The organism is Bacillus sp. EKM501B, from assembly GCF_011800505.1.
In the GTDB taxonomy this organism is placed as follows: domain Bacteria; phylum Bacillota; class Bacilli; order Bacillales; family Bacillaceae_G; genus Bacillus_A; species Bacillus_A cereus.
Genome location: NZ_JAALFZ010000011.1, coordinates 62,724 through 76,490 on the forward strand (window position 1 = coordinate 62,724; position 13,767 = coordinate 76,490).

The following is a 13,767-nucleotide window of genomic DNA, read 5'->3' on the forward strand; positions in this document are numbered from 1 at the left end:
TCACATACCTTTATACAGCAATTGTTCCCCAATTCTGTATATCAAAAAACCTTTCATTCATTTGAAAGGTCTTTTTGAGCCTGCACATATTCTTCTTTCGTATTTACATTTATAAACCAATCCGCATTCGCTTGTACATCTTCTCCAGAAACATACTTCACATTACATAGTGATAAAAGCTGGCCCATACTTCTTTTTTCTTCCTGAAGTAAAGCATAAATCTTTTCTTTCACGCGGTTATGATACGCCGCAAGTAGCGGTTGTTTTCTTCCATTAATAATAGGTACAACCGCATCATATTCATTGCTCGTTTGCTCTAGTAAAATGGCAAACCATTGATGCGAAACGTTTGGTGCATCGCAAGGCATAATAGCGTACCAATCTGCTTCTATGTATTCCATACCTGATACAATGCCCGCAAGCGGTCCATTTCCTTTATAGTGCGGGATATCTTCTATAACAGGAACTTGTACGAATTGCTCTACTCGCTCTTTTATATCAGTATGGCTAATTACTACAATGTCTTGCAAAGTAGTTCCCATCACTTTCACAATATGCTCAACAAAAGTAGTTCCCTTCCAAATTGCTAACGCTTTCGGCTCACCAAATCTACTCGACATACCGCCCGCTAATACAATTCCAGCACACTTACTCATTGGCGATGCAGCTCAAATGTAATATGGCCTAATTCCGGTAAAATTAATTTATTCATCGCAAGTCGAACCGCTCCGCTAGACCCTGGCATCGAGAAGACTACTTTGCGCCCAATTGTACCACCAATCGCTCTACTTAACATTGCGCTGCTTCCGATATCTTCTAAATAACTAATCATACGGAACAGCTCACCAAATCCAACAATTTCTTTATCTAATAACGCTGATACTGCTTCAATTGTGACATCACGTTTCGTAATACCAGTACCGCCATTTGTTAATACAACATCTACATCTTCCTTATGATAACCAGCTAACACCGCTTGCTGAATACTTTCTTTATCATCTTTTACAATTTCATAAGAAGTTACTTTATGTCCCGCTTCTTTTAACAATTCATGTAATAGTTGTCCGCTCTTATCTGTTTCTTCCGTACGTGTATCGGAAATCGTAACAATCTTGCAACGCACTTCTTTGGGGGCTTGTTTTTTATGTTCAGTTACACTCATTTTTTATCTTTCCTTTCTTAAAGACTTTTCTTCATTTTATCATACATACCTTTACACAATTATGTATGAAGCCAATCATGCGCCATGATACAATATAAGTATACTAACCCACAAAAAGGAAAGTGTACTTTCTTATACTCCTAGACTACACATCTTTAGCTACTCTTTATATTTTCTACATAATAGAATTCAATTTTAAAACTTGTACTAAAAAATAAATTGGAGGTCTACATAGTATGGAACTTTATAAAAAATTAACAACAACATTTATCCTCTTATTCATCGCTTCAATCACTGTCGGCTTTTCCTTAAAAGGCGCAATTCCATACGCTACATTAGTAAGCATTATATTCGCGACACTATTTTTACTAAGTAGTGCCTTTTGCGCAAGTAAAGCACGTCAAATGAAAGGTTGATTACATATGTTCAAAAAGAAATCAATCTTTTGTAAATCATGTAAAACAGAAATACAAACGTATGAAAAAGCGTGGATTCATATGCCCTTTCCGGCGAATGGCATGACGAATATGAAAAAGTATATTGAATTAGAAGGACAAATTTATTGTAGTTCGTGTGTTGAGATAATGAACAAAAACCAGTAAATACAAAAGGGGTGTTTACATTGTTTGAATCCAACCGTATCCAGTTACGAAAGTTTTCCGAAGATGATATTCTAACATATTATAAATGGCATAATGATATAGACGTTATGAGTTCAACTACACTCACTCTTGATAAACATTCCTTTCAAGACACAGAAAAACTTTGCCGGCAATTTATTCATTCTTCGAACTCTAAGAGCTATATCATTGAAGAAAAAGCTACGCATCTTCCAATTGGTATTACTTCTTTAATTCATATTGATTCGTATAATCGAAACGCTGAATGCATTATTGATATTGGTAAAAAGGATTACTGGGGGCAAGGTTATGGGCAGGAAGCTTTAACCCTATTATTGGATTATGCATTTTTAGAATTAAATTTACATCGCCTTTCTTTACGAGTATTTTCTTTTAACGATAGAGCAGTTAAATTATATAAATCACTTGGTTTTCAACATGAAGGAACTTGTAAAGAAGCTATATTCCGCAACGGCACTTGGCATGACATTGAACTCTTCGCTTTATTCCAACGTAATTATAAATAAAAAAAGCTTTGCGCTCACCGCGCAAAGCTTTTTTTCATATATTATAGACCAGCTTGCTCTTTTAAAGCTGCAGCTTTGTCTGTACGTTCCCATGATAGATCTACATCAGTACGTCCGAAGTGGCCGTAAGCTGCTGTTTGTTTGTAAATTGGGCGACGTAAGTCTAACATTTTAATAATACCAGCCGGGCGAAGATCGAAGTTGTTACGAACTAGTTCTACTAGTACGTCTTCAGATACTTTACCAGTGCCGAATGTATCAACTGAAATTGATACTGGTTGTGCTACACCGATTGCGTATGCAAGTTGTACTTCTGCTTTTTCAGCAAGACCAGCTGCTACGATGTTTTTCGCAACATAACGAGCTGCATATGCTGCAGAACGGTCAACTTTTGTTGCATCTTTACCAGAGAATGCACCGCCACCGTGGCGAGCGTATCCACCGTAAGTATCAACGATGATTTTACGTCCTGTTAAACCAGCATCACCTTGTGGTCCACCAATTACGAAGCGGCCAGTTGGATTAATGAAGAATTTCGTTTCTCCATCCATTAATTCTGCTGGTACTACAGCTTTAATTACGTGCTCTTTTAAGTCGCGATCGATTTCTTCCCATGTAACATCTGGGTGATGTTGTGTAGAAATTACGATAGTATCAACACGTACTGGTTTACCATTTTCATCATACTCAACTGTAACTTGCGTTTTTCCATCTGGACGTAAGTATGATAATGTATCATCTTTACGTACTTCAGTTAAACGGCGAGCTAATTTGTGAGCAAGCGAGATTGGAAGTGGCATTAATTCTTGTGTTTCATTACATGCAAAACCAAACATTAAACCTTGGTCTCCTGCACCAATTGCCTCAATCTCAGCGTCAGTCATTTGACCTTCGCGTGCTTCTAGCGCTTGGTCAACACCCATAGCGATGTCAGCAGACTGCTCATCGATAGATGTTAAAACAGCACAAGTTTCTGCATCGAATCCGTATTTTGCGCGTGTGTAACCAATGCCTTGAATTGTTTCACGAACGATTTTCGGAATATCTACGTAAGTAGAAGTCGTAATTTCCCCCGCTACCAATACTAAACCAGTTGTTACAGTTGTTTCACAAGCTACACGTGCATTTGCGTCTTTTGATAAGATCGCATCTAAAATTGAATCAGAAATTTGGTCACAAATTTTATCTGGATGTCCTTCAGTTACAGACTCAGATGTGAACAGATGACGTTTTTTTGTCATGTGGTAAACCTCCCTACAGTAATTGTATATATTGTACGGAACTCATCCTTAATTTGCCACAAACTGCGACATACATTTATTCTCCCACACAAGCATACAGAAAAACCTTTCCTACTTTACATAGAGGAAAGGTTTAATTTGCTACTTGCATACTGCTTTTTGCCCTTCGCTCTTATCGTTCGAGACCTGTAGCCTCGCACAGGTTTTAGCACCTATTCACCTGCATTTATCAATACAAGTGAGGTTGCTGGGCTTCATCGGGCCTGTCCCTCCGCCAGCTCGGGATAAGAGAGTATCCGTCCCAACCTATACTAAAGAAATGATATTCATTTGTCAATTAATATTCACATTTTCCTGAAAGTTTTTCTCAATACGCCTGAAATGAAATATTAATAAGGAAATAATGCATTCACACAAACAAAAAGAAATAAATAGTATACATTATTTATATAATTGTGTTATACTCTTGTTGGGGATTACGAGAAATATTTCATTAAATGAAAAGGATGGTATATAAATATGAGTACTGTGAATGTCCAAATTGGTTTACACGAATTATTGAACGGAAGCAATGCACAGATTCAACTAAGTGTTCCGCAATTAGTGGAAAAAGTATTAATGCGAAATGAAGGGAAATTAACTTCTACTGGTGCCGTTTCTGCTTCAACAGGAAAATATACAGGACGTTCTCCTAAAGATAAATTTATTGTGAAAGAAGCATCGGTTGCTGACAAAATTGCTTGGGGAGCTGTGAACCAACCGATTTCTGAAGAACATTTTAATAAATTATATACTAAAGTTTTAGAATACTTAAAAGAAAAAGAAGAGTTATTCGTCTTCAAAGGATTTGCAGGCGCTGACCGCAATTACCGCCTACCAATTCAAGTTATTAACGAATATGCATGGCACAATTTATTTGTACATCAATTATTCATTCGTCCAACTGAAGAAGAATTAACGACTCATGAATCAGAATTCACAATTGTTTCTGCACCGAATTTCAAAGCTGATCCAGCTGTTGACGGTACAAACTCTGAAGCATTCATTATGGTTTCATTCGAAAAACGCATCGTATTAATTGGTGGTACAGAATACGCTGGAGAAATGAAAAAATCAATCTTCTCTATTATGAACTTCTTATTACCTGAACAAGATATTCTTTCTATGCACTGTTCTGCAAACGTAGGTGAAGAAGGCGATGTAGCATTATTCTTCGGTTTATCTGGAACAGGTAAAACAACATTATCTGCTGATCCAAACCGTAAATTAATTGGTGATGATGAGCACGGTTGGTCTGATAACGGTGTATTCAATATTGAAGGCGGTTGCTACGCGAAATGTGTAAACCTTTCTCACGAGAAAGAACCACAAATTTTCGATGCAATCACATTTGGATCTGTTTTAGAAAACGTTATCATTAATGACCAAACGCGTATCGCAGACTATAACGATACTACTTTAACAGAAAATACTCGTGCTGCATACCCTATGCATGCGATCGACAATATCGTACTGCCAAGTGTTGCTGGACACCCAAATACAATCATTTTCTTAACTGCTGATGCATCTGGCGTATTGCCTCCAATCAGTAAGTTATCAAAAGAACAAGCTATGTATCATTTCTTAAGTGGTTACACTAGTAAACTAGCAGGAACAGAGCGCGGTGTTACATCTCCGCAAGCAACATTCTCAACTTGCTTCGGTTCACCATTCTTACCACTTGATGCATCTCGCTATGCTGAAATGCTTGGTGAAAAAATTGAGAAACACGATGCGAAAGTATTCTTAGTAAACACTGGCTGGACTGGTGGCGAATACGGCGTTGGTAAACGTATGAACTTAGGTTACACTCGTGCAATGATTCAAGCTGCATTAAACGGTGAACTTGCGAAAACTGAAACAGCTAAACATGACATCTTCGGTCTTGAAGTTCCACTTCACGTACCAGGTGTACCTGACGAAGTGTTAATGCCTGAACAAACTTGGGCTGATAAAGCTGCTTACAAAGCAAAAGCAATCGAACTTGCAAATGAATTCAAAGCTAACTTCAAAAAGTTCGACAGCGTATCTGAAGACATTATTAACTTAGGCGGTCCAATCGCTTAAATTAAAACTTTCTGTTGGAATAACCCTTTACTCATATGAATAAGTGTCGTGTAACCGTAAAGTTTCGCGTACTCACCGACAAAACCCAATGCGGCTTAACGGTTACACACACTTACATAAAAAAGAAGCTTACGTGAAAACGTAAGCTTCTTTCTATATCTTATATAAAGTGAAGCGCTAATCTCTTCATCTGTGACTTAGATTATAAAATTACAGCTGCAAATTTATACATTATATTCCTACTCGCTACATCTCTCTGGTTTCACACCACATGGGAGCAAAAAAGGCCCTGACCGCTTCTATCCGTGGCTGGATCATCTATTCCATCTAAAAAGAAGTCTTTTATCTTTTTTAGCTCTTTGTTAGTTCTTTCTCATCTTTCATGCTATAGTATCCTAAATTAACAACGATTAAGAAATAACCACCCATAATCCCTACTGCAAATGCCCACATAACCATGTGGTGCTCAATTTCGTACATAATAATAGCACCCAAAATGGCAGCTACAAAACGGTTAAACATACCGAGTGTCGGTGCTTTCGTCTTCTTTACAATACTATCTCCAAGCTTCTCAATTCTTCTCCCTAAAAGCCAAACGCAATACATACTTACAATAAGCCCAATTCCAGCGCCTAAAAAATGTGCCGAAAAAGGTGTTAACATCCAACCTAGTAACAAAATACCTAGTATATAATACGATTGGATTTTAAATGATCTTAGTGACATACTAATCATGCTGTACCTCTCTTCATTCGTTCTTATCTATCCAACAAAAAATTTCTTTCAAATTCATATTCCTTACATCCATTTCACTCAAATTAAAAAAAACATAAACAGTATGTTTATGTTGTTTAAATGTTTTTAGGAAATAATATTATACAAGATTTCAAACATCATATTCTCATATTTTGTGACGGTTTTTCAAACTTTTTTCGTCCATTTATGAAAAAAATGATATCAATCTATGAACATACGGATATGATGTAATAAACACACAAATAAAGGGGGCGTCTAATGATTTATTTTTTAATGGCTCTCATTCACCTCATTATCCCTGCACTTATTGGACTTTCATTGTATTGGTACACGAAAAACCATAGCATTTTTTACGCTGTCCTCGGTGTTCTTCTTCCAGGTATTATTCTTATTACACTCTTCCGTATTCCATTTTTAAACTTAATTCCACTTATTACTGCTATCTTATTTCTCATCTTCTTACCAAAAATAAAAAAATAGGAAAGCAGATCATAGGTGATCTGTTTTCCTATTTTGATATAGGTTCCCCTGCAATAGAATGAACTTTTACTTTCTCCGATTTCACAAACCATAGACCGACAAAAATGATAATTCCACCGATGATTTGTTGAAACGATACATATTCATTTGCCCAGACAGCTGCAAATAAAACAGCTACAAGCGGCGTTATATACATATATACCATCGTATGTGACGCCCCAATTTTTTGAACACCAACATACCACATTACTAGACCAAATACTGTTACAAAGAAAATAGAATATAGTAAAGCAAATAGTGTCATTCCGTGAGTAATGTGAAATGGCATGACAAACACATGTGGACCACTTAACACTAATAGCGGAATCGCACCCACTAATGCAGACCATGCTGTAACACGTAATGCTGAATATTTTTTAATTAATGGTCCTGCTAAAACAGGATAAAGCCCCCAGCATATTGATGTAATAAGTCCAATTCCATTGCCATAAAAAGAACTAGTAAGCGAATGTCCTGCTACTAAAACTAATGCTGCACCAACAAAGGCAGTCATAGAACCGATTAACTTTCGAGAAGAAAACTTTTCTTGTTTCAAGAAAATCGCAAATGCAGTTGTAAAAATAGGTGAAATAGAAATGAGTAAAGAGGCATTTGTAGCAGATGTATATTTGACAGTTTCCATAAATAACGTTTGATACAGTACAATACCTACAATGCTAACGATAATTAATCTAGGTATATCCTTTCGCTCCATATAAACCGACTTTTCAATAAAAAAGGTAAGGAGTAACAGAAGCGGTGCCGCCGCCATCATGCGAAGTGCAGTAAACTCAATTGCTGTAAATTCTAAAAGTCCATACTTCGCAATTGTATAGTTAATCCCCCAAATAATAACAACACTTAAAATTAACAACTCAATTCCCCATCTTCTCATGCGTATCCCCTCCGCAAAGAAGATTATACAGAAAATTCAATCACATGTACATTTCATTATGTGAAAAAATCTTTTTACTATTGAAACGTTTTGGTAAATGAAATTATATCGGCGATTTTCTGAATATATCGGCGCAACTCCATTTATATCGGCGATTTCCCAAATATATCAGCGCAACTCCATTTATATCAGCGATTTTTTCAATATATCGACTTATCAACAAAAATCGACAATAATAGCGACTTATAAAATAAAAAAGGTGATTCCAAAATACATTTTGGAATCACCTTTCCTTTACTATATTCGAACGTGTAACTTCATATTTGGATTATAAAACTGGCTCGGGCTCTTTAACTGAAAAGTTCCTCCACCTTCATGCCAATCAACAGTTAACTTATCATCCATAAATACAAGCTTTGTACGATCAGCGATAAAGTTCATTGTGCTTGATTCAATATCCACATCGCGCTCATCTTTCTCTGCTACAGCTACTAAATCGATAATTCCGCTCATAACACAACCGCAACCTTCATTATCGTAAAATAACTTTATATATTTCGCTTCACTTGGAATCGTATCCATAATCTTTTTATATGCTGCTTCTGTTACAGTAACGTACATACGTTAATCTTCATCCTCTCTTCTCTTATCATTCATATATTGTATCACCATTTTTCTCAAAAGTTATATACAGAAAATTAAGACTAATATACAATGTATGTGATAAAGTTTCAGCAATCGAGCTTTTATGAGTAGTTCATGCAGGAGAAAGGATGTTTACTATCCGTGTTCAAACTACAACGATATCCTATGTTATTAGGTCTATTTAGTAGTTTCTTCATTTCTAGCGGAATGCTATTACAGCATGTACTTCCCTATTCTCCTTCTATTAGCTGGATCCTAGGTTTTATTTGTTACCTATCCACTTCTTATTTTACTACGAAGAATACAAACAACTCATAAAGCAAGAATCATCTTAAGGAGGATTATCAAACATGCCAGCCTTAAAAAAAATAGAGCAATCACTCAATCACTTATTCCAAATTGAAAAATACGGAAAAGATAGTGCCTTTAGTCGATTTATCCCAGCCGTATATGATCCTATCAAATTTCCTTGGCAACAATTTTTCGAAGCAAATTTTGTAGATTTATTTAACGGCCTTATGATGCACGGATCTGAAAATGTAAACAAAGTATTTTTAGCTGTATTCCCTACAGATGACGTTCTCGAAACATTCATTTCACAATCCACACCTGGTGATTTACTCTTTATGCACCATCCCCTTGTAATGGAGTGTGGTGATCCGCTTGGAAGATCAGGTCGCGGTTTCATACCAATTCCTGAAAAATATTTGCAAGGAATAAAAGAAAAACAACTTTCTATATATACATGTCACGTACCAATGGATTTTCATCAAACGCATGGAACGAGTATTTCAATTGCAAAAGCATTAAACGCTACTGTAGTGGACGACTTTGCATATGGAGGTCCAGAACAAGAACCAATTGGCCTTATTTGTGAAATAGATGAAACATCAACAGAAGCACTCCAAAAACATCTAAAACAACTCTTCCAGATTCCTTACACAGACTTCGAAGGTAAACGACATGATTCCATTAAAAAAATCGCAATTATCGCTGGGTGTGGCGATGTTGTATCTTTAATGAAGGAAGCAGAAGAAAAAGGTGCTGAAGCATATATTACAGGAGAAATCCACTGCCATATCGACAATGATTACGGCCGACATAAATACTCGCTCATTATGGATTATGTAAAAGAAACGAATATGTCTCTAATTGGTGTGTCACACTCTGCCTCTGAATATTTAGTGAAAGAGACATTGATGTATGATTGGTTTAAAGAAAATTTTGATGTGGATGTTATTTTGCTTCCGCAGGAGAAATGGTGGCTCTAACGCTATCATTTTTTAAATTTATATACACAATACAATCGACCACAGAAAAATAGAGAAATGTGAAAGCACCACCTGTACCAACGTAAATGCTTTCGTTGTGCCGGAAAACGAACCTACTGGTAGCACCGAGTTTACTGGTGCTACCAGTATTACAGCATGAATATATATTCTATTTTTCTAATCACTGACATATAGCAATTCATTTCATAAAAAAAAGACCCGAGATTCGGGTCAACAAATAGAAATATAAATGAACTACAACAAATAACAGACAAAGCCATTATATATTTTTCATAGTAAAACATCCATTATTTTCTTTTTACACTATCAATATATTATTTTTCGTTATCGTCCTCTTTTTTAGAACGTCTACCTAAGAAGAACACAAAAGCATTACTTCCAAATAAGTGATGTTTTTTCTATTTAATGCAGTGGTAACATAACCTCAACCGTTGTTCCAACCCCAACTTCACTTTCAAAACTCATTTTACCATTGTGGTCTTTAATAATTTTTTCTGTAACTACTAAACCTAGACCAGTTCCTGTTTCTTTCGTTGTATAAAAGGCTTCATTTAACTTTGGAATTTTATCTTTTGGAATACCACATCCCTCATCTTTCACTTGAACGATGATTCCATCTTTTACAGTAACTTTAATCGTAATTGTTCCCCCAACTGACATTGCTTCAATTGCATTTTTGATTAAATTAAAAAAGACCTGTTTTAATCGTTTTTCATCACATGTAATGGACGGTAAGTCTTTACTGTAAATACCTTGTATGTGGACTCCTTGTTTTAAAGCAGGCTTTTCCATAACTCGAATAACATAAGAGATAATTTCTTGTATGTTATGAGTTTCTGATTCTAGTGATTTAGATTTCTCAAATCCACTAAGTTCTGTAGCAATTATATGAATCCGATCTACTTCTTGTTTCATAATATCACTATAAATTTTATCCTCTGGATGCTTGTCGGCTTGTTTATTCACAAGTTTTTTTAAGTTTGCTAAAGGTCTTCTAATCTTATAACCAATAACCGTTGCCATTTTTCCAACAGCTGCTAGTTTTTCTGTTTGTTTTATTTCTTTGTCCATCATCTCAAGCGTACGAACGTAAGACTGAACCCTCAAAAATATAATCCAACATATAATAGTAAATACACTATATAATGCCATTGGGATTAAAACGAGAGAAGATTGAATAATGATTCCTGTAAGAGCGTACTTCCCGACAAGTATCGCTGGAACTAACCAGAAATATCTTTTGTTCACAAAGATTGGTGCGAACAAAATAAAAAATACTTCTACTATATTTCCACCGTCAAATTCCGCATCGCTACCATAATAAATCATAATGTTATGGATACAATCTAATACATTATAGCCAATTAGAATAATATACTTTACCACAAAAACATTCTTCCATTTCATAAAGTATATTCCACTGCAAAACAATACTACCGTCAAAAAGTAAAGCCATAAACCTAAACCATCTTCAAACTTTCCTACGCCTTCTTGCTCTCCCGCGATTAAAGGTACGATAAATTCATAGGCAAGATCATACACAAAAAATATAATAAAAAATAAACTTAAAAATACTTTCAATGCCTTTATTTCTTCATTTTTAAATATATAGCCTTTATTCATATGGTAACTCCTAGCTTTTCTTCCACTTGGATTTCAGTATTTCCACACTTCCTTGGGAGAATGATGTCTATTCTCGTTCCAGTATCTCTTTCACTTGAAATATGCAGCTCACCAAGGTGCTCGGCGACAATTCGATTCGCTACCGTAAGTCCCAGACCAATTTTATCTTGTTTCGTTGTATAAAAGGCTTCTGTAACACGGGTTAAGTTTTCTTGCTTAATACCATGACCATTATCGATTACGCTGATTATTACATATTCTTTCCCTTTATTCTCTAATTGCAAATGTAATATGCCACCTTGTTCCATTGCCTCTAAAGCATTTTTTATCGTATATAAAAAGACTCCTCTTATTTTTCGTTCATCACATTCAACTTCTATTGTTTTTTCTTCCACATTAGAAATAAACTGCACGTTTAATTCATTCATTTTTCCGCGAAGACTTGTTATTACTTGTAATACAATTTTTCCTACATCATGTTTCTTATAAATAGAAGGTTTGCATGTAGCAACTTCCATCAACTCACTTATCATATTATTCATATTTTCTATTTCAAAAATCATACGTTTATAAATAGGATCCTCTTCATGCTTCTCTCGTTGTAATTGCGTAAATCCTTTTAATGAAGCCAGTGGATTTTTAATTTCATGTCCAACAGTCGCTGCCATTTTTCCGATTACTGCTAATTTTTGTGATTCACTAGCAATCGCAATACTTTCCTTTACGGCTGAAAGATATTGTAAAAATCGATTTAAAATGATATATGCAACTATTAACATAAGTGTACACATAATAAGGAACATAAATGCTTTTATTTCCTCTAATACAAATAAATAAATTAAATATTTTCCTACAATAGAGGAAAGCAAAAACACATAAAATTTTTTATTTAAAAATATGGGTACAAAGAAAATGAGAATAATTTCTATTATATTTGTCGCATCAAACGCCGCCTTATTATAAAAAATATACGAAACTATATTAGCGATTTCTATCCCTATGTATGCAAATATCCATGCATATTTAACAAGGTTTGCCTTCTCTTTTTTCAGTAAATATATATTCACGCATAGTATTGCTACTCCGCAAATAACTTGCCATATTATGTTGTATCCCTTATCCATTATTGATTTATCTTCTAATACGATTGCATAGAAAATTTGATATACAATAACAATGACATATAACACCCATAAAAGGAGTTTTGCATTCCTTTCTTCTTCTTTATATGATAGAAAACTTTCTTTCACTTCAACACCCCTTCAAAATAACATCTCAAAGAATACCATTTATTATAATAAATGATTTTCATAGACAAACAAAGATAAATCGAACATTTGAGGAAAATCGTACCAAAAACGCAATATATTTAGACTATATACAGAGCATAAAATCTATGATCATTAATACGTCTATTATGGAGGATGTTTTATATAGACGGCCTAAAAAGTAAAACAAAGCTTTTAGAATGGAGCCTATTGATAGAACAGGGGGAGTTTTATGTTTGTTACTGTCGAGAAAGATGTGCATATTTTTGTGCAAGACGTTAATCCTGGTCCAGGTAGTAAGACTGTTTTCTTCGTTCACGGATGGCCTTTAAATCATCAAATGTATCAATATCAAATCAATGTTTTACCAGAGCATGGCTTTCGTTGTATCGCCATGGATATACGAGGGAATGGGCAATCTGATAAGCCATGGACTGGTTACACGTATGATCGATTAGCCGATGATATCGCAATTGTTCTAGAAGCACTCCAAGTAGAGAACGCTACATTAGTCGGTTTCTCAGTTGGTGGTGCTCTTTCTATTCGCTATATGTCTCGCTATCATGGGCGCCGCATTTCTAAGCTCGCATTAATTGACGCTGTCTCCCCCTCTTTCGTTAAAAATCAAGAGTCCCCTTACGGTGTACCGAAAGAACAAGCAGATGCTCTCATTAATCAAATGTATGCTAATTTACCAAAATTTTTAAATGACGTATCTTTATCCTTTTTCAATAGAAACTTAGGGGCTGCAACCCTTGAATGGTTTTCTTATCTCGGTATGCAGTCCGCTTCTTATGCCCTTATCAAAATTTTACAAGCAGCTGCAAATGAAGATGTAACGAAAGATTTAAATAAAATTAACGTCCCAACAAAAATCTTCCACGGCGTTCACGACCAACTAATTCCTTACAAAAGTGCTGAGCTTACGCAACAACGAATTAAAAATTCTCAGTTACATGCTCTTACAAATAGTGGTCATGGTTCACCAATCGATCAAGCGGATGAATTAAATAAAGAACTGATAAAATTTTTACATGCATAACAACTGCAATACAAGAACGAAAGTTAATATAATAGATTTTTTCACAAAACATAAAATTCACATATTTCTCA

The 13,767-nt window shown here is 35.2% G+C and carries 15 protein-coding genes and 1 riboswitch; of the genes, 7 read left to right on the top strand and 8 right to left on the bottom strand.

The features are described from left to right. Nucleotides 1–53: 53 nt before the first annotated feature. Nucleotides 54–656, bottom strand: a complete 603-nt coding sequence (locus HFD78_RS19445) for a molybdenum cofactor guanylyltransferase (RefSeq protein ID WP_000030834.1) — start codon at nucleotides 654–656, stop codon at nucleotides 54–56. Beyond that, the gene (locus HFD78_RS19450) at nucleotides 653–1,162 is read right to left on the bottom strand and encodes a MogA/MoaB family molybdenum cofactor biosynthesis protein (RefSeq protein ID WP_000117124.1); all 510 of its coding nucleotides are present in this window, start codon (nucleotides 1,160–1,162) and stop codon (nucleotides 653–655) included. The genes HFD78_RS19445 and HFD78_RS19450 overlap by 4 nt, the downstream gene beginning before the upstream one ends. Nucleotides 1,163–1,398: 236 nt before the next feature. Here HFD78_RS19450 and HFD78_RS19455 point away from each other — a divergent pair, with 236 nt between their 5' ends. From HFD78_RS19455 to HFD78_RS19460, 3 genes are read left to right on the top strand one after another with little or no spacing between them, the layout of a single operon-like run. Next, nucleotides 1,399–1,578 carry a hypothetical protein gene (locus HFD78_RS19455; protein WP_000424800.1) on the top strand — a complete coding sequence of 60 codons (180 nt, stop codon included), beginning with the start codon at nucleotides 1,399–1,401 and terminating at the stop codon, nucleotides 1,576–1,578. Nucleotides 1,579–1,584: 6 nt separating this feature from the next. Beyond that, nucleotides 1,585–1,764, top strand: a complete 180-nt coding sequence (locus HFD78_RS29565; RefSeq protein WP_000473617.1) for a hypothetical protein — start codon at nucleotides 1,585–1,587, stop codon at nucleotides 1,762–1,764. 20 nt (nucleotides 1,765–1,784) lie between these two features. Then, on the top strand, nucleotides 1,785–2,309 hold the full coding sequence (locus tag HFD78_RS19460) for a GNAT family N-acetyltransferase (RefSeq protein WP_000464118.1): 525 nt from the start codon (nucleotides 1,785–1,787) through the stop codon (nucleotides 2,307–2,309). 41 nt (nucleotides 2,310–2,350) lie between these two features. On the opposite strand, the gene metK is transcribed toward HFD78_RS19460, so the two are convergent. Then, on the bottom strand, nucleotides 2,351–3,550 hold the full coding sequence (gene metK / locus HFD78_RS19465) for a methionine adenosyltransferase (RefSeq protein ID WP_000163123.1): 1,200 nt from the start codon (nucleotides 3,548–3,550) through the stop codon (nucleotides 2,351–2,353). A 169-nt stretch (nucleotides 3,551–3,719) separates the two neighbouring features. Continuing rightward, nucleotides 3,720–3,841, bottom strand: a riboswitch (SAM riboswitch). A gap of 228 nt (nucleotides 3,842–4,069) precedes the next feature. On the opposite strand from metK, the gene pckA reads away from it, so the two are divergent. Then, entirely contained in the window at nucleotides 4,070–5,656 is a 1,587-nt protein-coding gene (pckA, locus tag HFD78_RS19470) for a phosphoenolpyruvate carboxykinase (ATP) (RefSeq protein ID WP_000108802.1), read from the top strand. A 351-nt stretch (nucleotides 5,657–6,007) separates the two neighbouring features. On the opposite strand, the gene HFD78_RS19475 is transcribed toward pckA, so the two are convergent. Beyond that, nucleotides 6,008–6,391, bottom strand: a complete 384-nt coding sequence (locus HFD78_RS19475; RefSeq protein WP_098515659.1) for an ATP synthase subunit I — start codon at nucleotides 6,389–6,391, stop codon at nucleotides 6,008–6,010. A gap of 279 nt (nucleotides 6,392–6,670) precedes the next feature. Here HFD78_RS19475 and HFD78_RS19480 point away from each other — a divergent pair, with 279 nt between their 5' ends. Beyond that, nucleotides 6,671–6,892: a hypothetical protein gene (locus tag HFD78_RS19480; RefSeq protein WP_000639042.1), complete on the top strand. Its 222-nt coding sequence runs from the start codon at nucleotides 6,671–6,673 to the stop codon at nucleotides 6,890–6,892. Nucleotides 6,893–6,920: 28 nt separating this feature from the next. On the opposite strand, the gene HFD78_RS19485 is transcribed toward HFD78_RS19480, so the two are convergent. Beyond that, nucleotides 6,921–7,826 (bottom strand): DMT family transporter, encoded by a 906-nt coding sequence (locus HFD78_RS19485; protein ID WP_097813947.1) that lies wholly within the window; start codon nucleotides 7,824–7,826, stop codon nucleotides 6,921–6,923. Nucleotides 7,827–8,123: 297 nt separating this feature from the next. After that, the gene (locus HFD78_RS19490) at nucleotides 8,124–8,447 is read right to left on the bottom strand and encodes an iron-sulfur cluster biosynthesis family protein (RefSeq protein ID WP_000289569.1); all 324 of its coding nucleotides are present in this window, start codon (nucleotides 8,445–8,447) and stop codon (nucleotides 8,124–8,126) included. Nucleotides 8,448–8,821: 374 nt separating this feature from the next. Here HFD78_RS19490 and HFD78_RS19495 point away from each other — a divergent pair, with 374 nt between their 5' ends. After that, on the top strand, nucleotides 8,822–9,742 hold the full coding sequence (locus HFD78_RS19495) for a Nif3-like dinuclear metal center hexameric protein (RefSeq protein WP_001111132.1): 921 nt from the start codon (nucleotides 8,822–8,824) through the stop codon (nucleotides 9,740–9,742). Between the two features lie 423 nt (nucleotides 9,743–10,165). Here the strand turns inward: HFD78_RS19495 and HFD78_RS19500 are convergent, their stop codons facing one another. Next, nucleotides 10,166–11,386: an ATP-binding protein gene (locus HFD78_RS19500; RefSeq protein WP_001032637.1), complete on the bottom strand. Its 1,221-nt coding sequence runs from the start codon at nucleotides 11,384–11,386 to the stop codon at nucleotides 10,166–10,168. After that, nucleotides 11,383–12,636, bottom strand: a complete 1,254-nt coding sequence (locus HFD78_RS19505) for an ATP-binding protein (protein ID WP_061654617.1) — start codon at nucleotides 12,634–12,636, stop codon at nucleotides 11,383–11,385. Before HFD78_RS19505 ends, HFD78_RS19500 begins: the two co-directional genes overlap by 4 nt. A gap of 250 nt (nucleotides 12,637–12,886) precedes the next feature. Here HFD78_RS19505 and HFD78_RS19510 point away from each other — a divergent pair, with 250 nt between their 5' ends. Next, nucleotides 12,887–13,696, top strand: coding sequence for an alpha/beta fold hydrolase (locus tag HFD78_RS19510; RefSeq protein ID WP_097813950.1), 810 nt, complete (start codon nucleotides 12,887–12,889; stop codon nucleotides 13,694–13,696). Nucleotides 13,697–13,767 lie beyond the last annotated feature (71 nt).